The organism is Nonomuraea sp. MTCD27 (genome assembly GCF_041950495.1).
Classification (GTDB): Bacteria; Actinomycetota; Actinomycetes; order Streptosporangiales; family Streptosporangiaceae; genus Nonomuraea.
In genome coordinates, this window is the sequence record NZ_JBGNUW010000001.1 from 897,475 (window position 1) to 915,872 (window position 18,398).

Below are 18,398 nucleotides of genomic sequence, written 5' to 3' on the forward strand. Positions count from 1 at the left end.
TCACTCCCCCAGCGCCGCGACGAGCACGGCCTTGATGGTGTGCAGCCGGTTCTCCGCCTGCTGGAAGACCACGGAGGCGGGGGAGGTGAACACCTCGTCGGTGACCTCGGCCCCGGCGAGCCCGTAGCGCTGGTGGATGCGCCGGCCGAGCTCGGTGGTGGTGTCGTGCACGGCCGGGAGGCAATGGAGGAACCGCGTGCCGGGACGCCCCGTGGCGGCCATCGCCTCCGCCGTGACGCGGTACGGGGTGAGCAGCGGAACACGCCGGTCCCACTCCTCGTCGGCCTCGCCCATGCTGACCCACACGTCGGTGTAGACGAAGGCGGCGCCGGCCAGCGCCGTCGGCAGGTCGTCGGTGACCGTCACCCGGGCGCCGCTGGTCAGCGCCATGCGCCGGGCCTCCTTCACCAGCGAGTCCGGCGGGCTCAGCTCGCGGGGCGCCGCGATCCGCACGTCCATGCCGAGCATGGCCCCGGTGACGAGCAGCGACCTGGCGATGTTGCCGCGCCCGTCGCCGGCGAAGCAGAAGCTGATCGCCTCGATCTCGCCGGGCTGGTGCTCGCGCATGGTCAGGACGTCGGCGAGCATCTGGGTCGGGTGCCACTCGTCGGTGAGCCCGTTCCAGACCGGCACACCGGCGTGCCGGGCCAGCTCCTCGACGGTCTCCTGGGCGAACCCGCGGAACTCGATCCCGTCGTACATCGCGCCCAGCACCCGCGCGGTGTCCGCGACGCTCTCCTCCCGGCCCAGGTGCGACCCCGACGGTCCGAGGTAGGTGACGTGGGCACCCTGGTCGTAGGCGGCCACCTCGAACGCGCACCGGGTGCGGGTGGAGTTCTTCTCGAAGACCAGGGCGATGTTGCGGCCGGTCAGCGCGGGTCGTTCACGTCCGGCCCGCTTGTCCTCCTTGAGTGCCGCCGCGCGGTCGAGCAGATCGAGGAAGCCCGCGCGGCCGAGGTCGGTCACGGTGAGCAGCGAGCGGGACGCGGTCGAGAGGGTCATGAGGACTCCTTCGGGGAGAGAGGCACGGGGTCACGCAGGACGGGGCAGGTCATGCACCGAGCGCCGCCGCGGCCGCGGCCGAGCTCGCTGCCGGCCAGCGGGATGACCTCGAGACCGTGGTCGCGCAGCATGGCGTTGGTCGCGGTGTTGCGCTCGTAACCGAGCACCACCCCGGGGGAGATCGCCAGGAAGTTGTCGGCGTCGTTCCACTGCTCCCGCTCGGCCTCGCGCCGGTCACCCGCCGCGGTGAGGACGCGTACGCCGTCGTCCTCGATCGCCTCGCGCAGGCCGGCGGTCAGCCCCGTCCGGTGCTGTACGCGCCCGTCGGGGGTGAGCAGCCAGACCCTGGCCGCGGCCTGGTCGAAGTAGGGGTAGGCGACGAAGGTGGCGACGTCGACCATCGTCAGCACGGTGTCCAGGTGCATCGTCGAGCGGGCCTTGGGCAGCTCGACGGCCAGGACGCGGCGGGCGTGGCCGCCCGCGAAGAGCCGCCGGGCCAGCAGCTCCATGCCCATCGGCGTGGTGCGCTCGCCCATCCCGACCATGACGACGCCGTCGGCGATGACGTGGATGTCGCCGCCCTCCAGCGTGGCCGGGGCGTGGTCGAGGTCGTCGTCGCCGTAGACGGCCTCGAAGTCGGCTCCGGCGAACAGCGGATGGTGCCGGTAGACGGTGCGGGTGTTGATCGACTCGCGGCTCCTGGCCGGCTTGGCCATCGGGTTGACCGCGACGGCCCGGCCGATCCACGCCGCGTTGTCGCGCTGGAACAGCGTGTTGGGCAGCGGGGTGAGCACGAAGTCGTCGGCTTCGAGGCTCTGCCACGCCACGCTGCCCCCGCCGAGCGGGCCGAGGTCCGACTTCAGCACCCCGCCGATCAGGTGGTCGGCCAGCAGGGCGGGGTCGATGTCCATGAACCGCGCCCGCAGCTCCCGGGCCAGAGTCCGTCCGAACCGCTGGTCGGTGCACACGCGATTCACGGCGAAGCGGCGGCCGGCGTCCGTCGCGAGCGCCTGGGCCAGCAGCTCGGCGAAGAGGTGCACGCGTACGCCGTGGCCGGTCAGCACCTCGACGAACGCGTCGTGCTCGCGGCGGGCGCGATCTGCCCAGAGCACGTCGTCGAACAGCAGCTCGGTGGCGTTGCCGGGGGTGAGGCGGTCCAGTTCGAGCCCGGGCCGGTGCACGATGACCTCGCGCAGCCGGCCGATCTCGGAATGGATGCCGACCTGCAGCGCGAGGTCCTGGTTCGTGGTCATCGCGCCACCGCCGGGGTCTCGCCGTACACGCCGCGGCGGGCCTTGACCCACACGTACACCGGCACGCCGAGCAGCAGGCAGAACGTCCCGTAGTAGACGGCCGCGTAGCCGCTCCCGGCGAGCGCCCAGAACCCGAACACCAGCGCGAGCGCCGAGACCCCGACGTCCCGGGCCAGGTGCCGCACCCGCAGCCGCCTGCCGTCGGTGCCCAGCCAGTACAGCTGCGCCGCGGCGGACAGCAGGTACGGCACCACCGAGGTGAGCACCGACAGCAGCACGACGGTGATGAACACCTGCTCGAAGCTGGTGTAGCTGACCACGGTGAGTCCCGCGGCCAGCAGGGTGGACACGACGATCCCGAACGCGGGCACCCCGGCCCGGTTCTGCCGGGCGAAGGGGGCCGGGAACAACCCGTCCCGCGCCGCCGCCCGCGGCATCTCGGCCACGATCAGCGTCCAGCCGACCAGCGCCCCGAATCCGGACACGACGGCCGCGGCGGCGACCGTGGCCCCCGCCCACTCACCGCCGAAGATGGCGTTGGCCGCGTCGGTGAAGGGCGCGGTGGAGCTGACGAGGTCGTCGCGCGCCACGGTGCCGAAGACGGCGACGGTGCCGAGGAGGTAGACGGCGGCGCAGGCCAGGGTGCCCAGGACGGTGGCCCGGCCGACGTTCCGCTCCGGGTCCCGTACCCGGGCCGCGGCGACCGACGCGGTCTCGATGCCCAGGTAGCTGAACAGGGCGATGGCGCCCGCGGCGCCGATCGCGCCGACCCAGGAGGTCTCGCCGGCGTTGAACGCGCCGAAGTTCGCCGTGTCGATGAACAGCAGGCCGACGGTGGCCATGAACAGCAGGGGGATGAACTTCAGCACGGTCGTGACGACCTGGAACGCGGCGAAGCTGCGCAGCCCCACCAGGTTGACCAGCGCCGGCAGGAACAGCCCGGTCAGCGCGATGGCGATCGACCACCCGACGTCGTGCCCGGTGTTCCAGAACACCTCGACGTAGCCGACCCACGCCACGACGATCGCCGCGTTGCCGGCCCACGCCGTGATCCAGTAGCTCCAGGCGATGAGGAATCCGGCGAACTCGCCGAACGCGTCGCGGGCGTAGACGTAGGGGCCGCCCGCGCCCGGCAGGCGTACCGCGAGATCGCGGAACGTCAGCGCGAGCGCGATCGCGCCGATCGTCACGAGCACGAACGCCACCAGCGAGATCGGACCGAACACCGCCAAGGCGGACGGCAGGGCGAACACCCCGGTCCCGATGACCGAGCCGACCACCAGCGCCGACGCCGTCCCCAGGCCGAAGCGGCGCCCGCCCGGCTCCGTTCCGGTTTCCGGGGGCCCGGCCGGGACCGAACGGGTCGTGTCCGGAGCCGGGGCGCCGCCGGCCGTCTGCCGCGGCGCTCCGACGTCCTGGCTCACGACGAACTCCGCATGGCGAGCGCGGCGGGCGCGCCGTGAACGGGGCCGCTCGACCGGTCCACGCCACGGCCGGGACGGACGCGTCCCGCTCTCCGGCGACAAGAAGCTCTCATGATCTACCTCTCACATCACGGATCGGATGAGTTCCGTCCCTTGGACAGAGCGGCCAGGCGATTCGTGACAGCGCTCGTCCGGAGCCGCCGAGGGGCGCGGGTCGCGTTCGGCGACCAGGGGGATACGCTGCTCAGCGACAAAGCGCCGGCCGTCCCCCACCTCCTCGTAGGCGCGCTACGCGGTCTCGCTCCGGCGTGCGCTGTCGTGGAGCTGCGCCACCGCGCGGGCGATGAGGTCGGCGCGGCGTCGATCCCGGCGGGCGTGCACGGCGATGCGCCGCAGCACGGTGGGACGGACCAGCGGCCTGGCGACGAGCCCGCCGGGAAGCTCGGCGACGGCCAGCCGCGGCAGGACGGCGACCCCGATGCCCGCCGCCACCAGCCGCAGCGCCGCCCGATGGTCGTCCAGGCGGGCGGCGTAGCGCGGCGTGAACCCGGCGGCCCCGCACGCGCTCTGGATGATCTGCCCGATCGGGCTGTCGTAGATGTCGTGGTCCACCCACGGTTCGCCTTCGAGGTCCCGGAGGGCGAGGCCGGGGGCGCCGGCGAGCGGGTGCGCGGCGGGGAGCACGGCGACGAGCTCCTCGACGGTCAGCTCGTGACGCCGGTAGCCGTCGAGGTGCACCCCGGCCCCGTCGGCGGGCTCGGTCCGGATGTCGAGGTCCGGTCGCCGGCGGCCGCGCCCGTCGACGGGTTCGTTGAGGCTGATCTCGACGGTCAGGTTCGGCTGGTGCCGGTGAACGGTCCGTACGACCTCCGGCATCCACCGCTCGGCCGCGGAGGCGAAGCAGGCGATCGCCAGGTGCTCGGCCTGACCGCCGCGCAGGTCCGCGACGACCCGATCGAGGCGGCCGAAGTCGGCGAGGAGCGACTGAGCCTGATCCGCCAGCTGCCGCGCGGCCTCGGTGGGGACGATGCCGCGCCCCTGCTTCTCGAACAGGGTCAGCCCGGTCTCCTTCGCCAGGGCGGTCATGTGCTGGCTGATCGTCGCGGGCGAGTAGCTGAGGTTTCGTGCCGCCCGGTTGATCGACCCGGCCGCCAGGACCGCGCGCAGGATCGCGAGACGTCGCGGGTTGAGCATGCGCCAACAGTAAGGCAATGCCGAATGGTCAGCCGGTTTTGTGTGCTTGTTACGACTCGTACCGTCGATCGAAGATGGCACCGGACACGGCATTCGCGCGGTCGGAGAGGGTTGGCCATGGACACGACGTTCTTGGACGAGGCGGGCCGGCGCCTGATCCGCTACGGAGTCGGCTTCACCCCGCGGCTCATCGAACGTGCCTCCGGCGCGTACGTCTTCGACCACCAGGGCACGGCGATCCTCGACTTCACCTCGGGGCAGATGAGCGCCATCCTCGGCCACGCCCACCCGGACATCGTGGCGACGGTCTCGTCCGCGGTCGCGTCGCTGGACCACCTCTACAGCGGCATGCTGAGCGCCCCGGTGCTGGAGCTCGCCGACCGGCTCACCGCGACCCTGCCGCCCGCGCTGGCCAGGATGATGCTGCTCACCACGGGGGCCGAGGCGAACGAGGCCGCGATCAAGATGGCCAAGCTCTCCACCGGCCGCTACGAGATCGTCTCCTTCGACCGCTCGTGGCACGGAATGACCCAGGGGGCGGCCTCCGCGACCTTCTCGGCCGGGCGGCGCGGCTACGGCCCGCCGACGCCGGGGAACCTCGCCCTGCCCGCGCCGAACGCGTACCGGTCGCCGTTCCGGGCCTCCGACGGGTCACACGACTGGGCGGCCGAGCTCGCCTACGGCTTCGCCCTGGTCGACCAGCAGTCCGCCGGGAGCCTCGCGGCCTGCCTCATCGAGCCCGTCCTGTCCTCGGGCGGGATCATCGAGCTGCCGCCGGGGTATCTCCGCCGCCTCAAGGAGATGTGCGAGGAGCGCGGGATGCTGCTCATCCTCGACGAGGCGCAGACGGGTCTCGGCCGCACCGGGACGATGTACGCGTTCGACCGCGACGGGGTCACCCCCGACATCCTGACGCTGTCGAAGACCCTCGGGGCCGGGCTGCCGGTGGCGGCCGTCGTCACGACCGCCGAGATCGAGCAGACCTGCCACGACCGCGGGTTCCTCTTCTACACCACGCACGTCTCCGACCCGCTGGCGGCCGCCGTCGCGCTGACCGTCCTGGACGTCATCGAGCGCGAGCACCTCGTCGAGCGCGCCGCCCGGCTGGGCACCCAGCTCACCGAGCGGCTGCTGGCGCTGCGCGACGGCTACGAGGTCGTCGGTGACGTTCGCGGCCGTGGCCTGCTCCAGGGCATCGAGCTCGTACGGGACAAGCGCACCAAGGCACCCGCCGACGCGCTGGGCCACGCGGTCACCTCGGCCTGCCTCGAACGGGGGCTGCACATGAACATCGTCCAGCTGCCCGGGATGGGGGGCATCTTCCGCATCGCCCCGCCGCTCACGATCGGCGAGGACGACCTGCACGCGGGCATGGACATCCTCGAGGCGTCCCTCAAGGCCGTGCTCGGCTCAGAACAGCCCGGCCTGAACTCCCACACGTGACGCCGGACGTCTGGGCGCCAGCCCCCCGACGCGGTCGAGATCGCCAAGTGCCCGCCAGCGACCCGTCCGGCCGCCGTCGGCCACCAGGCGCTGAAACAGGCACGCCGTGGCCAGCACGTCCGGCATCGCCCGGTGGCGGCGCGCGGGCGGCTCGATGCGCAGATACCTCACCAGGTCGTCCAGCCGGTGCGACGACAGCTCCGGATACAGCGCCCGGGCCAGCCGTACGGTGTCCAGCAGCGGGACCCCGGCCAGCTCGGGGCAGTGCCGCCGCTGGTGCGCGATGATTCCCGCCTCGGTGGGCGCGTGGTGGGCGACCAGCCGGTACGGCGGCGCCGTCAACCGGCGGTCGAGCTCGCCCATGACCCGCTCGGGCCGGGCGGCCGTGGCCAGCATCGCCGCGGTGATGCCCGTCAGGCGCATGTCGTAGGAGGTGACGGCCATCCCCGGGGGCGGCGCGATCAGCGACTCGTACCGCCACGACTCCGCCAGGCCGTCGGCGGCGACCGTGAGAGCGAGCCGCGGCCTCGGCCATCAACCGCTCCAGGGCCGGTCTTGTCCGTTCCGGCACCGGCCGGCGCGCGTGTCCACGCGCTGACGGTACCCCGGCCGCCACCGCACGCGCAGCACTCCGCGCCGAGCGGCGCTGCGTACCGGTCGCCGTACCCCAGCCGGCCGACCAGGGCACTGCCCCGCTCCAGGCGGCGGCGAAGGCGGACGCGCAGGCCGGGAGCAACCGCCGAGGCCGGAGCCGGGGGTCGGTGGTGGCCGGGCCGGGAGCGGCGGTGCGGCGGCGGTCGCACCGCGCTCGGGGTGCCGGGTCAGCGGCGCCGGAGCGACGGGTCGAGCAGGGCGGGCGGGGTGTCGAACTTCTCGTGGGCGGCGAGGTCGGTGCCGGGCGCGACGATCGCGTCGATGGCGTCGAGCACGTCGGCGGAGAGCACGGTGTCCGCGGCGGCCAGCTGCGCGTGCAGGTGCTCCAACGTACGGGGGCCGATGATCGCGCTGGTCACGGCGGGGTGTGCGGTGACGAATCCGAGCGCCAGCTGGATCAGGGTCAGACCGGCCTGGTCGGCGACCTTGGCCAGCCGCTCGACCGCGTCCAGCCTGGCCCGGTTGGCGGGGATGGAGAGGTCGAAGCGCTCCGGCAGGATCGCCGAGCGGTGGGTGGCGACCTCGCGCCCTTCGCGGACCGCGCCCGACAGCCAGCCGGAGGCGAGCGGGCTCCAGGCCAGCACGCCGAGCCCGTACTCCTCGGTCACGGGCAGGACGTGGGCCTCGATCCCGCGCTGCAGGATCGAGTAGCTGGGCTGTTCGGTGACGTACCGGCTCAGGTGATGCCGGCGCGCGGCCCACTCCGCCTGCACGATGCGGTAGGCCGGGAAGGTCGAGGAGCCGAAGTAGCGGATCTTCCCCGCGCGCTGCAGGTCGGTCAGCGCCGACAGCGTCTCCTCGTCGCTGGTGCTCGGGTCCCACCGGTGGATCTGGTAGAGGTCGACGTGGTCGACGCCGAGGCGGCGCAGGCTGTTGTCCAGCTCGGTGACCAGCCAGCGGCGCGAGCTGCCCCGGTGGTTGGGCTCGTCGCCCATGGGCATGCAGGCCTTCGTGGCCAGCACGATGTCGTCGCGGCGGCCGGCGATGGCCTTGCCGACCATCTCCTCCGACTCGCCGGCGCTGTACCAGTCGGCCGTGTCGATGAGGTTGATCCCGGCCTCGAGGGCGGCGTCGACGATGGCGGTGGCCTCGTCCTGGGTGGTACGGCCGATCGCGCCGAAGTTCATCGCGCCGAGCGCGAGGGAGCTGACCTGCACACCGGTGCGGCCCAAGGTGCGGTACTGCATGACTGTGTCTCCTCCGTGGGGAGTGAAGGCGTGGGTGGTTGGCCGTCGGCACGCTGCTCTGACATCATGAGCCAAGCGGAACCTCGTCCCGGTTTCGACAATACGGGACACTGTCCCGTTTAGCAATTCCGCTACCGGAGGGAACGATGAACGACAGCGACCAGAGCGCGGCGCGCACGGCCCGGCCCAAGCGGGCGGACGCCCAGCGCAACAAGAAGGCCCTGCTCGACGCGGCCGCCGCGATCTTCGTCACCTCGGGCGTGGAGGCCCCGGTCCGCGACATCGCCGCCAAGGCCGGCGTCGGGACGGCCACGATCTACCGCCACTTCCCGACGCGAGCGGATCTCATCATCGCCGTCTTCCGGCACCAGATCGAGGCCTGCGCCGAGGCCGGTCCCGTCCTGCTGGCCACCAGCGCCACCCCGCACGCCGCGCTGGCGCAATGGATCGACCTCTTCGTCGACTTCCTGGTCACCAAGCACGGGCTGGCCACCGTCCTGCAGTCCGACAACGCCGGCTTCGACGCGCTGCACGCCTATTTCATCGACCGCCTCCTCCCCGTGTGCACCCAGCTGCTCGAGGCCGCGGCCGCCGCCGGCGAGATCCGCCCCGACATAGAGGCCTACGAGCTCATGCGCGGCGTCGGGAACCTGTGCATCGGCGCCGACAGCGACGCCCGCTACGACGCCCGCCGCCTGGTCGGGCTCCTCATCGACGGGCTCCGCCAGCCGCACTGACGGCAGGGAAGAGCGGAAGCGGCGGCCATCTCATAGACTTCCAGCACCTGAAAGTCGAACGTGTCCCGCAATACGTCTTCCACATCTGGAGCGTTCATGCCCGGACTCAGGCTCAGCCCGCTCGATTTCCCGTCCTTACCGGATGCCTCCTCACCGATTTCCCGGGGAGGCCTCTCATGACGACCCGCCGCGTGGTCATCGCCGGCGCCGGCATCGCGGGGCTGACGGCGGCCCTGAGCCTGCACGCCGCCGGGATCACCGAGGTGACCGTCCACGAAGCGGTGGAGGAGATCCACCCGCTCGGCGTCGGCATCAACATCCTCCCGCACGCCGTCCGCGAGCTCATCGAGCTCGGTCTCGGCGACCGCCTGGCCTCGATCGGCGTGGCGACCGCCGACCTGACCTTCCTCACCCCCCGCGGGCAGCGGATCTGGTCCGAGCCGCGCGGGCTGGACGCGGGCTACCGGTGGCCCCAGTACTCGATCCATCGGGGCCGGTTGCAGCTGATGCTGCTGGAGGCGGTACGCGAGCGCCTCGGCCCCGAGGCGGTGGTGCTCGGCTCCCCCGTCACCGGCCTTCGCCACGACGCGGACCTGCTCATCGGCGCCGACGGCATCCGCTCCAGCGTCAGGCGGGCCCTGTTCCCCGGCGAGGGCGAGCCGCTGCCGGGCGGCGACGTGCTGTGGCGCGGCACCACGTACGCCAGGCCGTTCATGACCGGCAGGTCCATGATCATGGTCGGTGACGGCACGCAGAAGCTCGTCATCTACCCCATCGCCCCACCCGCCGGGGACGGCACCCAGCTGATCAACTGGGCCATCCAGCGCACGGCGGACGTCGAGGGCGTGCCGCGGGGCGACTGGAACCGGCCCATCGGCGTGGAGAAGGTCCTCCCCCACGTGGCGGACTGGCGTTGCGGCGAGCTGGACATCTCCGCACTCATCGCGGGCGCGGAGCAGGTGTTCGAGTACCCGCTCGTCGACCGTGACCCGCTGCCGCGCTGGTCGACGGAGACGGTGACGCTGATGGGCGACGCGGCGCACCCGATGTACCCGACCGGCTCCAACGGCGGCACCCAGGCCGTCATCGACGCCCGCGTCCTGGCGTACGCGCTGGCCAACGACCTGGGGCTGGAGTTCTACGAGGACCAGCGCCGGCCGGTCACGAACAACGTCGTGCTGGCCAACCGCAAGGACGGCCCCGAGATCATCCTGCGGCTGGCCCACGAGCGCGCCCCGCAGGGTTTCACCGACATCGAGCACGTCATGCCGCTGGCCGAGCGGGAGGAGATCGCCCTGCGCTACAAGAAGCTGGCCGGTTTCGAGCCCGCCACGCTCAACGCCCGCCGGAGCTGGTCCGTAGACCCCAAGCCGACCACCGACGTCTCCCCCGCCCCCGCGCCGTGAACGACAGGCCGGGGCGAGGTGACGCCCCGGCCCCGGTTCGCCCATGACCGCTCGCCCGGCGAACCGGAGCGAAAGGCGGGGTGGGCGTGGCAGGCGGGCGGCGCGTCGCCGGCTAGGCCCGCGGCCCCGCGTTCGCGGGAGGCTGCGCGGCGCGCCGGAAGAGCCAGGCCGATCCGACGAAGAGCGCGACGAAGATCCCGTTCAGCACGACGATCTCGGCGACGGAGGCGTTCGGGGCCTGGTGTTTTCCGGCGATGAGCGCGATCACGGCGACCAGCGCCTGGGCGGACGCCGTGGCGAGCAACGCGCGTGCCATCCCGGACGGGCGGAAGCGGGCGATGACGGCGCCGACGACCCCGACGGCGAGCACCCCGAAGTACATCAGGTCGGCGCGGTCGCCTTCGGTTCCGATCACGCCGACGGCGCCCATCAGCCAGAGCAGGAACAGGGCCGTCGCGATCGCGACGCCGACGCCGGATCGGTACGCGGTCTTGTGGTTCTTCATCGCCTTCTCCGGTGGCAGGGGGTGGTCGGTGGCCGCCCTGGCCTGCCGGCCGCGCCACGAGGCGTCGGCGGCCAGTCCGCGGAGCATCCGGGACCCGATGCCGGCGGCGATGCGCCAGTCGCTGGTCCCGTGGGCCCGCTCATGGGCGACGTGGTCGTACAGGTCGGCGTCGATCTCGTCGATCCGGCGCTGGGCGATGGCGGTGGGCAGGCCCCGCGTGTAGAGGCGCACCCATCGGGCCACCAGCCCGGCCATGCGCTCCGGTGTCATGCCGGCCCCGGGGCGATGCGCGGGAGGCGGCCGGGGGCCTGACCGGGGGCGGCGGCCCGGGCCTGCTCGGCCACCTGCGCCCCCTGCCCGGTGAGTTCGTAAAGTCGGCGGCGCGGTCGTCCTTCGACCGCGTCGGTGTCCTCCCACCGGGAGATGAGCAGACCGAACTCCTCGAGCCGGCTCAGGGCTTTGTACAAGGTTCCGTGTCCTGTCAGTGAACGTGACCCGCTCTGTTCGCGCATGGTCTGGGCGAGACCGAATCCGTGGAAGGCGGCCTGCCCCGAGCTCAGCATCGACAGCGCCGCGTCGAGAATCTCGGTCTCGAGCGGAAGCAGGGTCCCGGGCTTGCGGCGTGGCATGGCGAAAACTATAGGAAGATATCTTCCTATTAGCAAGCGGCCCGGAGCGCGCCGTGCGGGCCGGAGGCCGCCGCCGGCCGGTGCGCCCCGGCCCCGCCCGCCGTGCTGACTCTTCCGTGAGGGTGCCGGTGTCCCGCGGCTGGAGTGTCGGCGATGACAGTGACTCTCGAAGATGTGTGGCATATTCTCCTGTCTCATCCGGACTGCGGACGCGGGGGTTGTGTTCATGCCGTCAGGCGCACACGACGGTGGCGATGGGGTTCCTTCCGCGGAGCAACCCACGTTGGGTGCTCTGTTACGGGGCTGGCGGGAGCGGGCGCTGCTGACCCAGGAGCAGCTCGCGGAGCGGTCGGGGCTCACCGCCCGTACCGTCCGCCGGTTGGAGTCGGGTGAGCTGCGGCGGCCGCGCAGCACCTCGTTGCGGCTGCTGGGTACGGCGCTGGCCCTGGACGCCGCCGAGATGTCACTTTTGAGCGAGGCCACGACCGGCGTCCCGCAGATCCCGGGACCGAGCCCGGCGCGCACGACGCCGCGGCAGTTGCCGGCCGATGTGGCGTTCGTCGGCCGGGCCCGGGAGATGGCCCTGCTGGACGCGGCCGGCGACGCGACCACCGTGGTGATCACCGCCATCGACGGCATGGCGGGGGTCGGCAAGACCGCGCTGGCCGTGCACGCCGCGCACCAGCTGGCCGCCCGCTTCCCCGACGGTGACCTGTTCGTCGACCTGCACGGCTACACCCAGGGCCTGGCCCCGGCCGACCCGGCCGACACGCTCGCCCGGGTGCTGGGGCTGCTGGGCGTCCCGGGGGAGTCCATCCCGCAGCACGTGGACGACCGGGCGGCTCTGTACCGCACGCTGCTGGCCGGCCGCCGGATGCTGATCGTGCTGGACAACGCCGCCGACGAGGCGCAGGTGGAGCCGCTGCTGCCGGGCGCGGGAGGCTGCCTGGTGCTCATCACGAGCCGGCGCCGGCTGGTCGGCCTGGACGGTGTCCGTACGGTGTCGGTGGACGTCCTGCCGGTCACGGACGCGATCGCGCTGTTCGCCGGCACCGCCGGGCCGGAGCGGGTGGCGGGCGTGCCACGGGAGTCGCTGGCCGAGGTGGTACGGCGGTGCGGGCTGCTGCCGCTGGCGATCCGGCTGGCCGCGGCCCGGTTGAAGGCCCATCCGTCCTGGAGCGTGAGCCACCTGCTGGAGCGGCTGGAGCAGCACCGGAGCCTGCTGAGCGAGCTGCACGCGGGCCAGCGCAGCGTCACGGCCGCGCTCGACCTGTCCTACCGGGAGCTGGCGGCCGACGAGCGGCGCGCGTACCGGCTGCTGGGGCTGCACGCCGGCCCGGACATCGGGGCCGAGGCGGTCGCCGTGCTGCTGGACACCGGCAGGGGGCGGGCCGTGCGGCTGCTGGATCGGTTACTCGAGGCTCATCTGCTGCAGGAGCCGGTCATCGGCCGCTACCGCCTGCACGACCTTATCCGCGCCCATGCCGCCGCGATGGCCGCCGACGAGGAGCCCGAGACCGAGCGGCGCGCCGCGCTGGCCCGGCTGCTGGACCACTGCAGCCGGGCCGCCTCGGCGGCGATGGACCGCCTCTACCCCTACGACGCGGAGATGCGGCCCCGCCCTCCGGCAGGCACCGCGTCCATGCCCGACGTGCCGAGCGCCGAGACGTGGCTGGACGCGGAGCTGGCCAACCTGCTCGCCCTCGCCCGGCATGCCGCGGCCAACGGCTTCCCCGCGCACATCCGCCACCTGTCGGCCACCTTGCACCGCTGCCTGCGCGTCCGCGGCAGGTACGCCGAAGGCGCGGCCCTGCAGACGCAGGCGCTGTCCGCGGCCCGCGCCACCGGGGATCGTCCGGGCGAGATGGAGGCCCTCCTGGGGCTGGGCGAGATCCGTTGCGCGCAGAACCAGTACGAGACGGCGACGGAGAACATCGTGCGGGCCCTGGACATCGCCCGCTCCACCGGCCACCGGGCCGGCGAGCTGGGAGCGCTGCACTGCTTGGGCACGATCCGGGCGTACCAGGGCCAGTTCGCACCGGCCGCCGAGGCGTTCACGGAGGCGCTCGGCATCGCCCAGGCGATCGGTCACCGCATCGGCGAGCTGGACTCCTTGATCGATTCCGGCCAGGTGCACCGGCTGATGGAACAGTACGAGCCCGCCACCGAGCACCTGACGCGAGCCCTCGAACTCGCCAGGACGGTCGGTCACCGCACCTGTGAGTCGCGGGCGCTGATGGGCCTGGGCCACATCCACCTGAAGCGCGGTCGGTACGGGCCGGCCGAAGAGTGCTTCTCGCAGGCCCTGAGCCTGGCCCGCGGCATCGGGCACATGCTGGGCGAGCTGATCAACCTCAACGGGCTCGGCCAGCTGTACCGGATGCAGGGGCGGCACGAGCAGGCCCTCGACCACTACCGGCAGGCGCTCGACCTGGCGCGCGAGGTCGGCAACGACAACTGGCAGTTCGAAGCCCTCCACGGCTCCGGCCGGCTGCAGCACGACCGCGGGCACGCCGCCGAGGCGCTCGAAAGCCATCACCAGGCCCTCGACCTGGCCTCGGCCCTGGGCCAGTCGAGCGATCAGGCCCGCGCACACGACGGCCTCGCCCACGCCCATGCCGCGCTCGGCCGGCCCGCCCAGGCCCGGCACCACTGGACCCAGGCCCTGAACATCATGACCGCCCTCGGCATCGACCGGACCGAGGAGAAGGGGGTCGACGTCGAGAGCATCCGGGCCCACCTCGCCCGGCCGGCCCCCGGCTAGCCCTGATCCACCTGGTCACGCGCGGCCCGGGGGGCGGGGCGCAGGCCGAACAGGAAGCGGGTGACGCCGGTGCGCCGGACCAGGAGGTCGTAGGCGAGGGCCAGCAGGGCGAACGACGCCATGACGATGACCGTGAACTTGACGGCGATCGGGGCGTCCCACCGGACGACGCCGTAGGCGACCGCGACCACGATCGGCTGGTGCAGGATGTAGAGCGGCAGCACGGCCTCGGACAGGTAGGCGTACCAGCGCCGCGGCTCGCGCCCGCCGGTCCGGGGGCGGGCGGGGCGGACCCGGTCGAGGAGGCCGATGATCGCCATCAGCCAGCACCATCCGGCCGCGCCGAACAACGACCTGCCGGCCATCGCGAGAGGCGCCGGCCCGGTGAAGGCGGCGTCTCCGGCCAGGAGCATCGCGGGCACGCCGACCAGGCAGAACAGCAGCCCGGCGAGCACGATCAGGCGGGCGTCGCGGCGGGCGGCGGCCCTGAAGCGGTCGTCGGTGGCGAAGACGAAACCGAAGAGATAGAAGAGCAGGTACGCCCAGCGGTGCCAGCCCCCGTACTCCTCCTCCAGCCCCGCCAGCGCGCACCACACCGCCAGCGGCACGGCGGGCAGGAGGGTGGCGCCGCGTCGCCGCTCCGCGAACGCGGCCATGCGGTCGCGCAGCCGCGCCACCCGGTCGCGGTTCGCGGGCGAGCGGAACCCGTGCGTGGCGGGGGCCAGCAGCAGGGAGAAGGTGAGCAGCAGCACCAGGAACCACAGGTGGCCGGTCTCGAAGAACTCGCCCTGGAGGACGAAGGGGAACTTGCCCGGCTCCAGGTCGATCCGGAAGAAGCGGGGCAGGAACTCGAGGTACGACTCCTGGTGGGCGGGGTCGGCGCGCAGGCGTAACCACTGCGGAACCGGTACGAGGACGAGCGTCCCGAACAGCAGCGGCACCCCGAGGCGGCGCAGGCGTTCGACGACGAACGCGCCGGTGCTGCGGCGGCGCAGGGAGTGCCAGGCGCCCAGGCCCGCCAGGAAGAAGAGCAGCGGCATCGCCCACAGCACGCCGACGGCGGCGACGACCAGGGTGACGTCGGTGGTCTCGGCGTTCTTCACGTAGAAGTCGTCGTGGGCGCCGAACACCAGCGCCGAGTGGAAGAACACCAGCCCGACCACCACCAGCACCCGGACGGCGTCGAGCTCCGCCCGCCGCCCGGAATCGCTGGAGGAGGCGCTGGAGGAGGCGCTGGAGGAGGTGCTGGCAGGGGTTGACGGCATGGTCACGACCCTTCGGCTGTCGCGTCTCGTCTTCTGCGAACGGTGCCCGCCGTCACGATAGCCAGGATGAGCCCCGGTGGGAGCAGCCCCTTGGGCCAGAAGTCCATCGGGCAGCCCTCGGCCACGCTCACCGCCGCCCAGACCACGACGTTGACCGCGAGGAGCGCGGCCCACCCGGCCCACACCGCCTTCAGCCAGCGGGGGGTGCCGGACGGCGCGGGTGACGGGCTCGGGCGGCGCCGCGCGGGGAGGTCGGCGACCAGGTCGGCGAGTTCGCCACGGGTCACCGACCCGTAGGCCCTGCCCACGCGGTCGTCGAACTCCCTGAAGTCGAGGCAGCCCTCCTCCACGGCCAGGCGCAGCCGCTCGGCGGCCGCGTCGCGATCCTTGTCGGATGCCCGTACGTCGCGGTGCTCGTCCATGTCAACCTCCGGGTGGAAGAACACCCGACTTGTTGGGGAAGTGCAGGGGTTTATCAGGGGTCAGGAAGGAGGGGTTTCCCGGGCGAGGAAATGGGTTATCTCCGCCTTTTCCTCGGCGGTGATGTTGCGGTCCGCGCGGCGGCGCGCGGCAATGGCCGGAAGGTACGGCCGGGCCGCCCCGGTGTCGATGTCGCCCAGGAACGCCGCGAGCATCGCCGCCCGGCCCTCCTCGATCTCCGGGCCGACGGGAACGGTGGCCAGGACCAGCCAGGTGCAGGCGACGTCCGCGCCCGCCGCGCCCCGCGCCGCGTTCGCCCAGTCGATCACCCGGGGGCCGTCCCCGGTCAGGAGCACGTTGGCGGGGTGGAGGTCCAGGTGCAGCAGGCGGTTGCCGGGGCAGCCGTCGGCGGCCTGCAGCCAGCCGGGGGCCCGTACGGCGCCGAGCCTGCTCAGGAGGGAGGCCAGGAGGCGGCCGTGCTCCGGAGCCCGCCCGGGGTCGCGGACCATCTCCTCCATCAGGCTCGGGCCGTCGACGCGCTCCATGAGGATGTCGGGGCCGTCGGCGTCGAAGACCTTGGGGGCGGGGAAGCCCTGGCGCCGGGCGTGGCGCATGACGGCGGCCTCACGTTCGAGGCTGCGGCCGTCGCGGGCGCGCCGGACGACCCGGCCGGCGCCGGCCTCGAGAATCTCGCAGTCGCAACCGGCTGCGATCAACGAACCAACCTGCATATCGGTCAGGCTAGGTTGTCAACTCGGTGTACGGATATATCAGGCCGCTGGCCGGTTTTTCCGGCAACTACCTGCCACCAGCTTCCCCGTTATTTCCGGCCTTCATCCCGCCAATATGGCTACAACCGCACTCACCCACAATTCCATTAAATATGGGGAGGTGACACGTTGCTGGTGGCAACCGATCTCGTCAAGCGGTACGGCACGGTCCAGGCCCTCGACGGATTCACTCTGAGCGTGGCGTCCGGTGAGATCGTCGGGCTCCTAGGCCACAACGGCGCGGGGAAGACGACCTTCGTGGAGATCGTGTCCCATCTGATCCGCCCGGACAGCGGAAAGGTGAGCATCGACGGCAGACCCCCTTCCGCCACACGCGGTGAGGTGGGCGTCGCGCCCCAGCACATCGCGCTGTACCCCTCCATCACCGTACGCGAGCACCTTGTGCTCTACGGCAAGCTGGCCGGGCTGAGACGGACCGCGCTCAGCGCGGCCATCGAGGACCTGGCGGCCGTGCTGCGGCTCAACGAGATCATGGACAGGAGGACGGGCAAGCTCTCGGGCGGCCAGCAGCGCCGTACCCAGGCGGCCAGCGCGCTGGTGCACCGGCCCGCGCTCCTGCTGCTCGACGAGCCCACGGCGGGCGCCGACCTGGAGACCAGGCAGGCGATGCTGGACGTGGTCAAGCAGCGCGCCGGAGAGGGCGCGGCCGTCGTCTACACCACCCACTACCTGCCCGAGCTCACCGAGCTCCAGGCCACGATCGCGGTCGCCCGCGACGGCCGGATCATCGCCAGGGGGCCCAGCGACGAACTGCTGAGGGACCTTCCGGGCGAGGTGCGGGTCACGCTGGACAACGAGGAGCAGATCTCGGTCTCCGCCTCCGACCCGGCGGCGGCCCTGATCGACCTGCTCCACCGGGTGAACCGTCCGGTCACCTCGGTGGACGTGCGCAACCCGTCCCTGGACGACCTCTATCGATCCCTGGCGGTCACCGATGCTTCTTGACTCCGCGCCACGCGGGCTCGGCGTGCTCGACGCCGTCTACCGGATCTCCGCCCTGGCCAGGCACAACCTGATCATCCGCTTGCGCGACCCGGGGCAGATGATCAGCTATGTCGCCATGCCGATGGTCCTCATGCTGGTGCTGAAGCCCCTGTACGTCAGGGCCCTGGACGGAGGCGCCACCCAGGTCGCCACCGGCCTGATGGTCATGTTCTCCGTGTTCGCGATCTCCCTGGCGGGCAACTCGATCCTGTCCGAGCGCACCTGGCGCACCTGGGACCGGCTGCGGGTGAGCAAGGCGCCGGCGTTCGAGCTGCTGGTCGGCAAGACCCTGCCGCTGTTCGTGGTGATGATCGCCCAGCAGGCGATCCTCGTGGTGTACGGCTGCCTGGCCATCGGGCTGCCCGTGCCCCCCGCCCCGAGCCTGGTCCTCCTGTCCATCGCGATCTGGGCGTTCGCCCTGCTGGCGATCGGCGCGGCGCTGGCCACGCTGGTCCGCAGCCACGGCGAGCTCAGCGTGATCTCCGACGTGGGCGCGCTCACCCTCAGCTCCCTGGGCGGGGCGCTGGTGCCGCTGAGCCTGATGCCCGACTGGGCTCAGACGGCCGCGCACGTCTCCCCCGGCTACTGGGCGCTGACCATGATGCAGGCCGCGGTACGCGGGGACGCGGCGGCGATCCTGCTGCCCGCCGCCATCCTGCTGGCGATCGGCCTGCTGGCGGGCCTGTTCGCGGCCCGCCGGCTGACGCGCGGCTGGGGACGGGACGGACTGCTGTGAGAGC

17 protein-coding genes are annotated in these 18,398 nt (G+C 72.5%); 6 read left to right on the forward strand and 11 right to left on the reverse strand.

Features of this window, described 5'->3' with window-relative positions:
- From argF to ACBJ59_RS04220, 4 genes are all read right to left on the reverse strand, one after another.
- Positions 1 to 1,002: an ornithine carbamoyltransferase gene (gene argF, locus ACBJ59_RS04205; RefSeq protein ID WP_375108823.1), complete on the reverse strand. Its 1,002-nt coding sequence runs from the start codon at positions 1,000 to 1,002 to the stop codon at positions 1 to 3.
- Positions 999 to 2,255, reverse strand: coding sequence for an arginine deiminase (locus ACBJ59_RS04210; RefSeq protein WP_375108824.1), 1,257 nt, complete (start codon positions 2,253 to 2,255; stop codon positions 999 to 1,001). Before ACBJ59_RS04210 ends, argF begins: the two co-directional genes overlap by 4 nt.
- On the reverse strand, positions 2,252 to 3,679 hold the full coding sequence (locus ACBJ59_RS04215; RefSeq protein ID WP_375108825.1) for an amino acid permease: 1,428 nt from the start codon (positions 3,677 to 3,679) through the stop codon (positions 2,252 to 2,254). Before ACBJ59_RS04215 ends, ACBJ59_RS04210 begins: the two co-directional genes overlap by 4 nt.
- Before the next feature lie 288 nt (positions 3,680 to 3,967).
- A complete protein-coding gene (locus ACBJ59_RS04220; RefSeq protein ID WP_375108826.1) occupies positions 3,968 to 4,873 on the reverse strand; it encodes a LysR family transcriptional regulator in 906 nt (301 codons plus the stop codon).
- 117 nt (positions 4,874 to 4,990) lie between these two features.
- On the opposite strand from ACBJ59_RS04220, the gene ACBJ59_RS04225 reads away from it, so the two are divergent.
- Complete coding sequence (locus ACBJ59_RS04225) at positions 4,991 to 6,316, forward strand: aspartate aminotransferase family protein (protein WP_375108827.1); 1,326 nt, start codon at positions 4,991 to 4,993, stop codon at positions 6,314 to 6,316.
- Here ACBJ59_RS04225 and ACBJ59_RS04230 read toward each other — a convergent pair.
- Both ACBJ59_RS04230 and ACBJ59_RS04235 read right to left on the reverse strand, forming a co-directional pair.
- The gene (locus ACBJ59_RS04230) at positions 6,284 to 6,808 is read right to left on the reverse strand and encodes a PolC-type DNA polymerase III (RefSeq protein WP_375108866.1); all 525 of its coding nucleotides are present in this window, start codon (positions 6,806 to 6,808) and stop codon (positions 6,284 to 6,286) included. The two genes, ACBJ59_RS04225 and ACBJ59_RS04230, sit on opposite strands and share 33 nt — an antisense overlap.
- 329 nt (positions 6,809 to 7,137) lie before the next feature.
- A complete protein-coding gene (locus tag ACBJ59_RS04235; protein ID WP_375108828.1) occupies positions 7,138 to 8,157 on the reverse strand; it encodes an aldo/keto reductase in 1,020 nt (339 codons plus the stop codon).
- 146 nt (positions 8,158 to 8,303) lie between these two features.
- Here ACBJ59_RS04235 and ACBJ59_RS04240 point away from each other — a divergent pair, with 146 nt between their 5' ends.
- Positions 8,304 to 8,894 carry a TetR/AcrR family transcriptional regulator gene (locus tag ACBJ59_RS04240; RefSeq protein ID WP_375108829.1) on the forward strand — a complete coding sequence of 197 codons (591 nt, stop codon included), beginning with the start codon at positions 8,304 to 8,306 and terminating at the stop codon, positions 8,892 to 8,894.
- A 176-nt stretch (positions 8,895 to 9,070) separates the two neighbouring features.
- Entirely contained in the window at positions 9,071 to 10,300 is a 1,230-nt protein-coding gene (locus ACBJ59_RS04245; RefSeq protein ID WP_375108830.1) for a flavin-dependent oxidoreductase, read from the forward strand.
- Between the two features lie 112 nt (positions 10,301 to 10,412).
- On the opposite strand, the gene ACBJ59_RS04250 is transcribed toward ACBJ59_RS04245, so the two are convergent.
- Together ACBJ59_RS04250 and ACBJ59_RS04255 are read right to left on the reverse strand one after the other, a co-directional pair.
- Positions 10,413 to 11,075, reverse strand: coding sequence for a hypothetical protein (locus ACBJ59_RS04250; protein WP_375108831.1), 663 nt, complete (start codon positions 11,073 to 11,075; stop codon positions 10,413 to 10,415).
- Positions 11,072 to 11,434 carry a PadR family transcriptional regulator gene (locus tag ACBJ59_RS04255; RefSeq protein ID WP_375108832.1) on the reverse strand — a complete coding sequence of 121 codons (363 nt, stop codon included), beginning with the start codon at positions 11,432 to 11,434 and terminating at the stop codon, positions 11,072 to 11,074. The genes ACBJ59_RS04250 and ACBJ59_RS04255 overlap by 4 nt, the downstream gene beginning before the upstream one ends.
- A gap of 283 nt (positions 11,435 to 11,717) precedes the next feature.
- On the opposite strand from ACBJ59_RS04255, the gene ACBJ59_RS04260 reads away from it, so the two are divergent.
- Positions 11,718 to 14,198 (forward strand): tetratricopeptide repeat protein, encoded by a 2,481-nt coding sequence (locus ACBJ59_RS04260; protein WP_375108833.1) that lies wholly within the window; start codon positions 11,718 to 11,720, stop codon positions 14,196 to 14,198.
- On the opposite strand, the gene ACBJ59_RS04265 is transcribed toward ACBJ59_RS04260, so the two are convergent.
- Genes ACBJ59_RS04265 through ACBJ59_RS04275 form a run of 3 tightly spaced genes read right to left on the reverse strand, consistent with a single transcriptional unit; the run spans position 14,195 to position 16,614 of the window.
- Positions 14,195 to 15,463, reverse strand: a complete 1,269-nt coding sequence (locus tag ACBJ59_RS04265; protein WP_375108834.1) for an acyltransferase — start codon at positions 15,461 to 15,463, stop codon at positions 14,195 to 14,197. The genes ACBJ59_RS04260 and ACBJ59_RS04265 overlap by 4 nt on opposite strands.
- Before the next feature lie 2 nt (positions 15,464 to 15,465).
- Positions 15,466 to 15,885 carry a DUF1707 domain-containing protein gene (locus tag ACBJ59_RS04270; RefSeq protein ID WP_364123139.1) on the reverse strand — a complete coding sequence of 140 codons (420 nt, stop codon included), beginning with the start codon at positions 15,883 to 15,885 and terminating at the stop codon, positions 15,466 to 15,468.
- A gap of 60 nt (positions 15,886 to 15,945) precedes the next feature.
- A complete protein-coding gene (locus ACBJ59_RS04275) occupies positions 15,946 to 16,614 on the reverse strand; it encodes a phosphotransferase (RefSeq protein WP_375108835.1) in 669 nt (222 codons plus the stop codon).
- A gap of 174 nt (positions 16,615 to 16,788) precedes the next feature.
- Between ACBJ59_RS04275 and ACBJ59_RS04280 the strand changes: the two genes are divergently transcribed.
- Both ACBJ59_RS04280 and ACBJ59_RS04285 read left to right on the forward strand, forming a co-directional pair.
- Positions 16,789 to 17,619, forward strand: a complete 831-nt coding sequence (locus ACBJ59_RS04280) for an ABC transporter ATP-binding protein (RefSeq protein ID WP_375108836.1) — start codon at positions 16,789 to 16,791, stop codon at positions 17,617 to 17,619.
- Positions 17,609 to 18,394: an ABC transporter permease gene (locus ACBJ59_RS04285; protein WP_375108837.1), complete on the forward strand. Its 786-nt coding sequence runs from the start codon at positions 17,609 to 17,611 to the stop codon at positions 18,392 to 18,394. Before ACBJ59_RS04280 ends, ACBJ59_RS04285 begins: the two co-directional genes overlap by 11 nt.
- Positions 18,395 to 18,398: the final 4 nt, after the last annotated feature.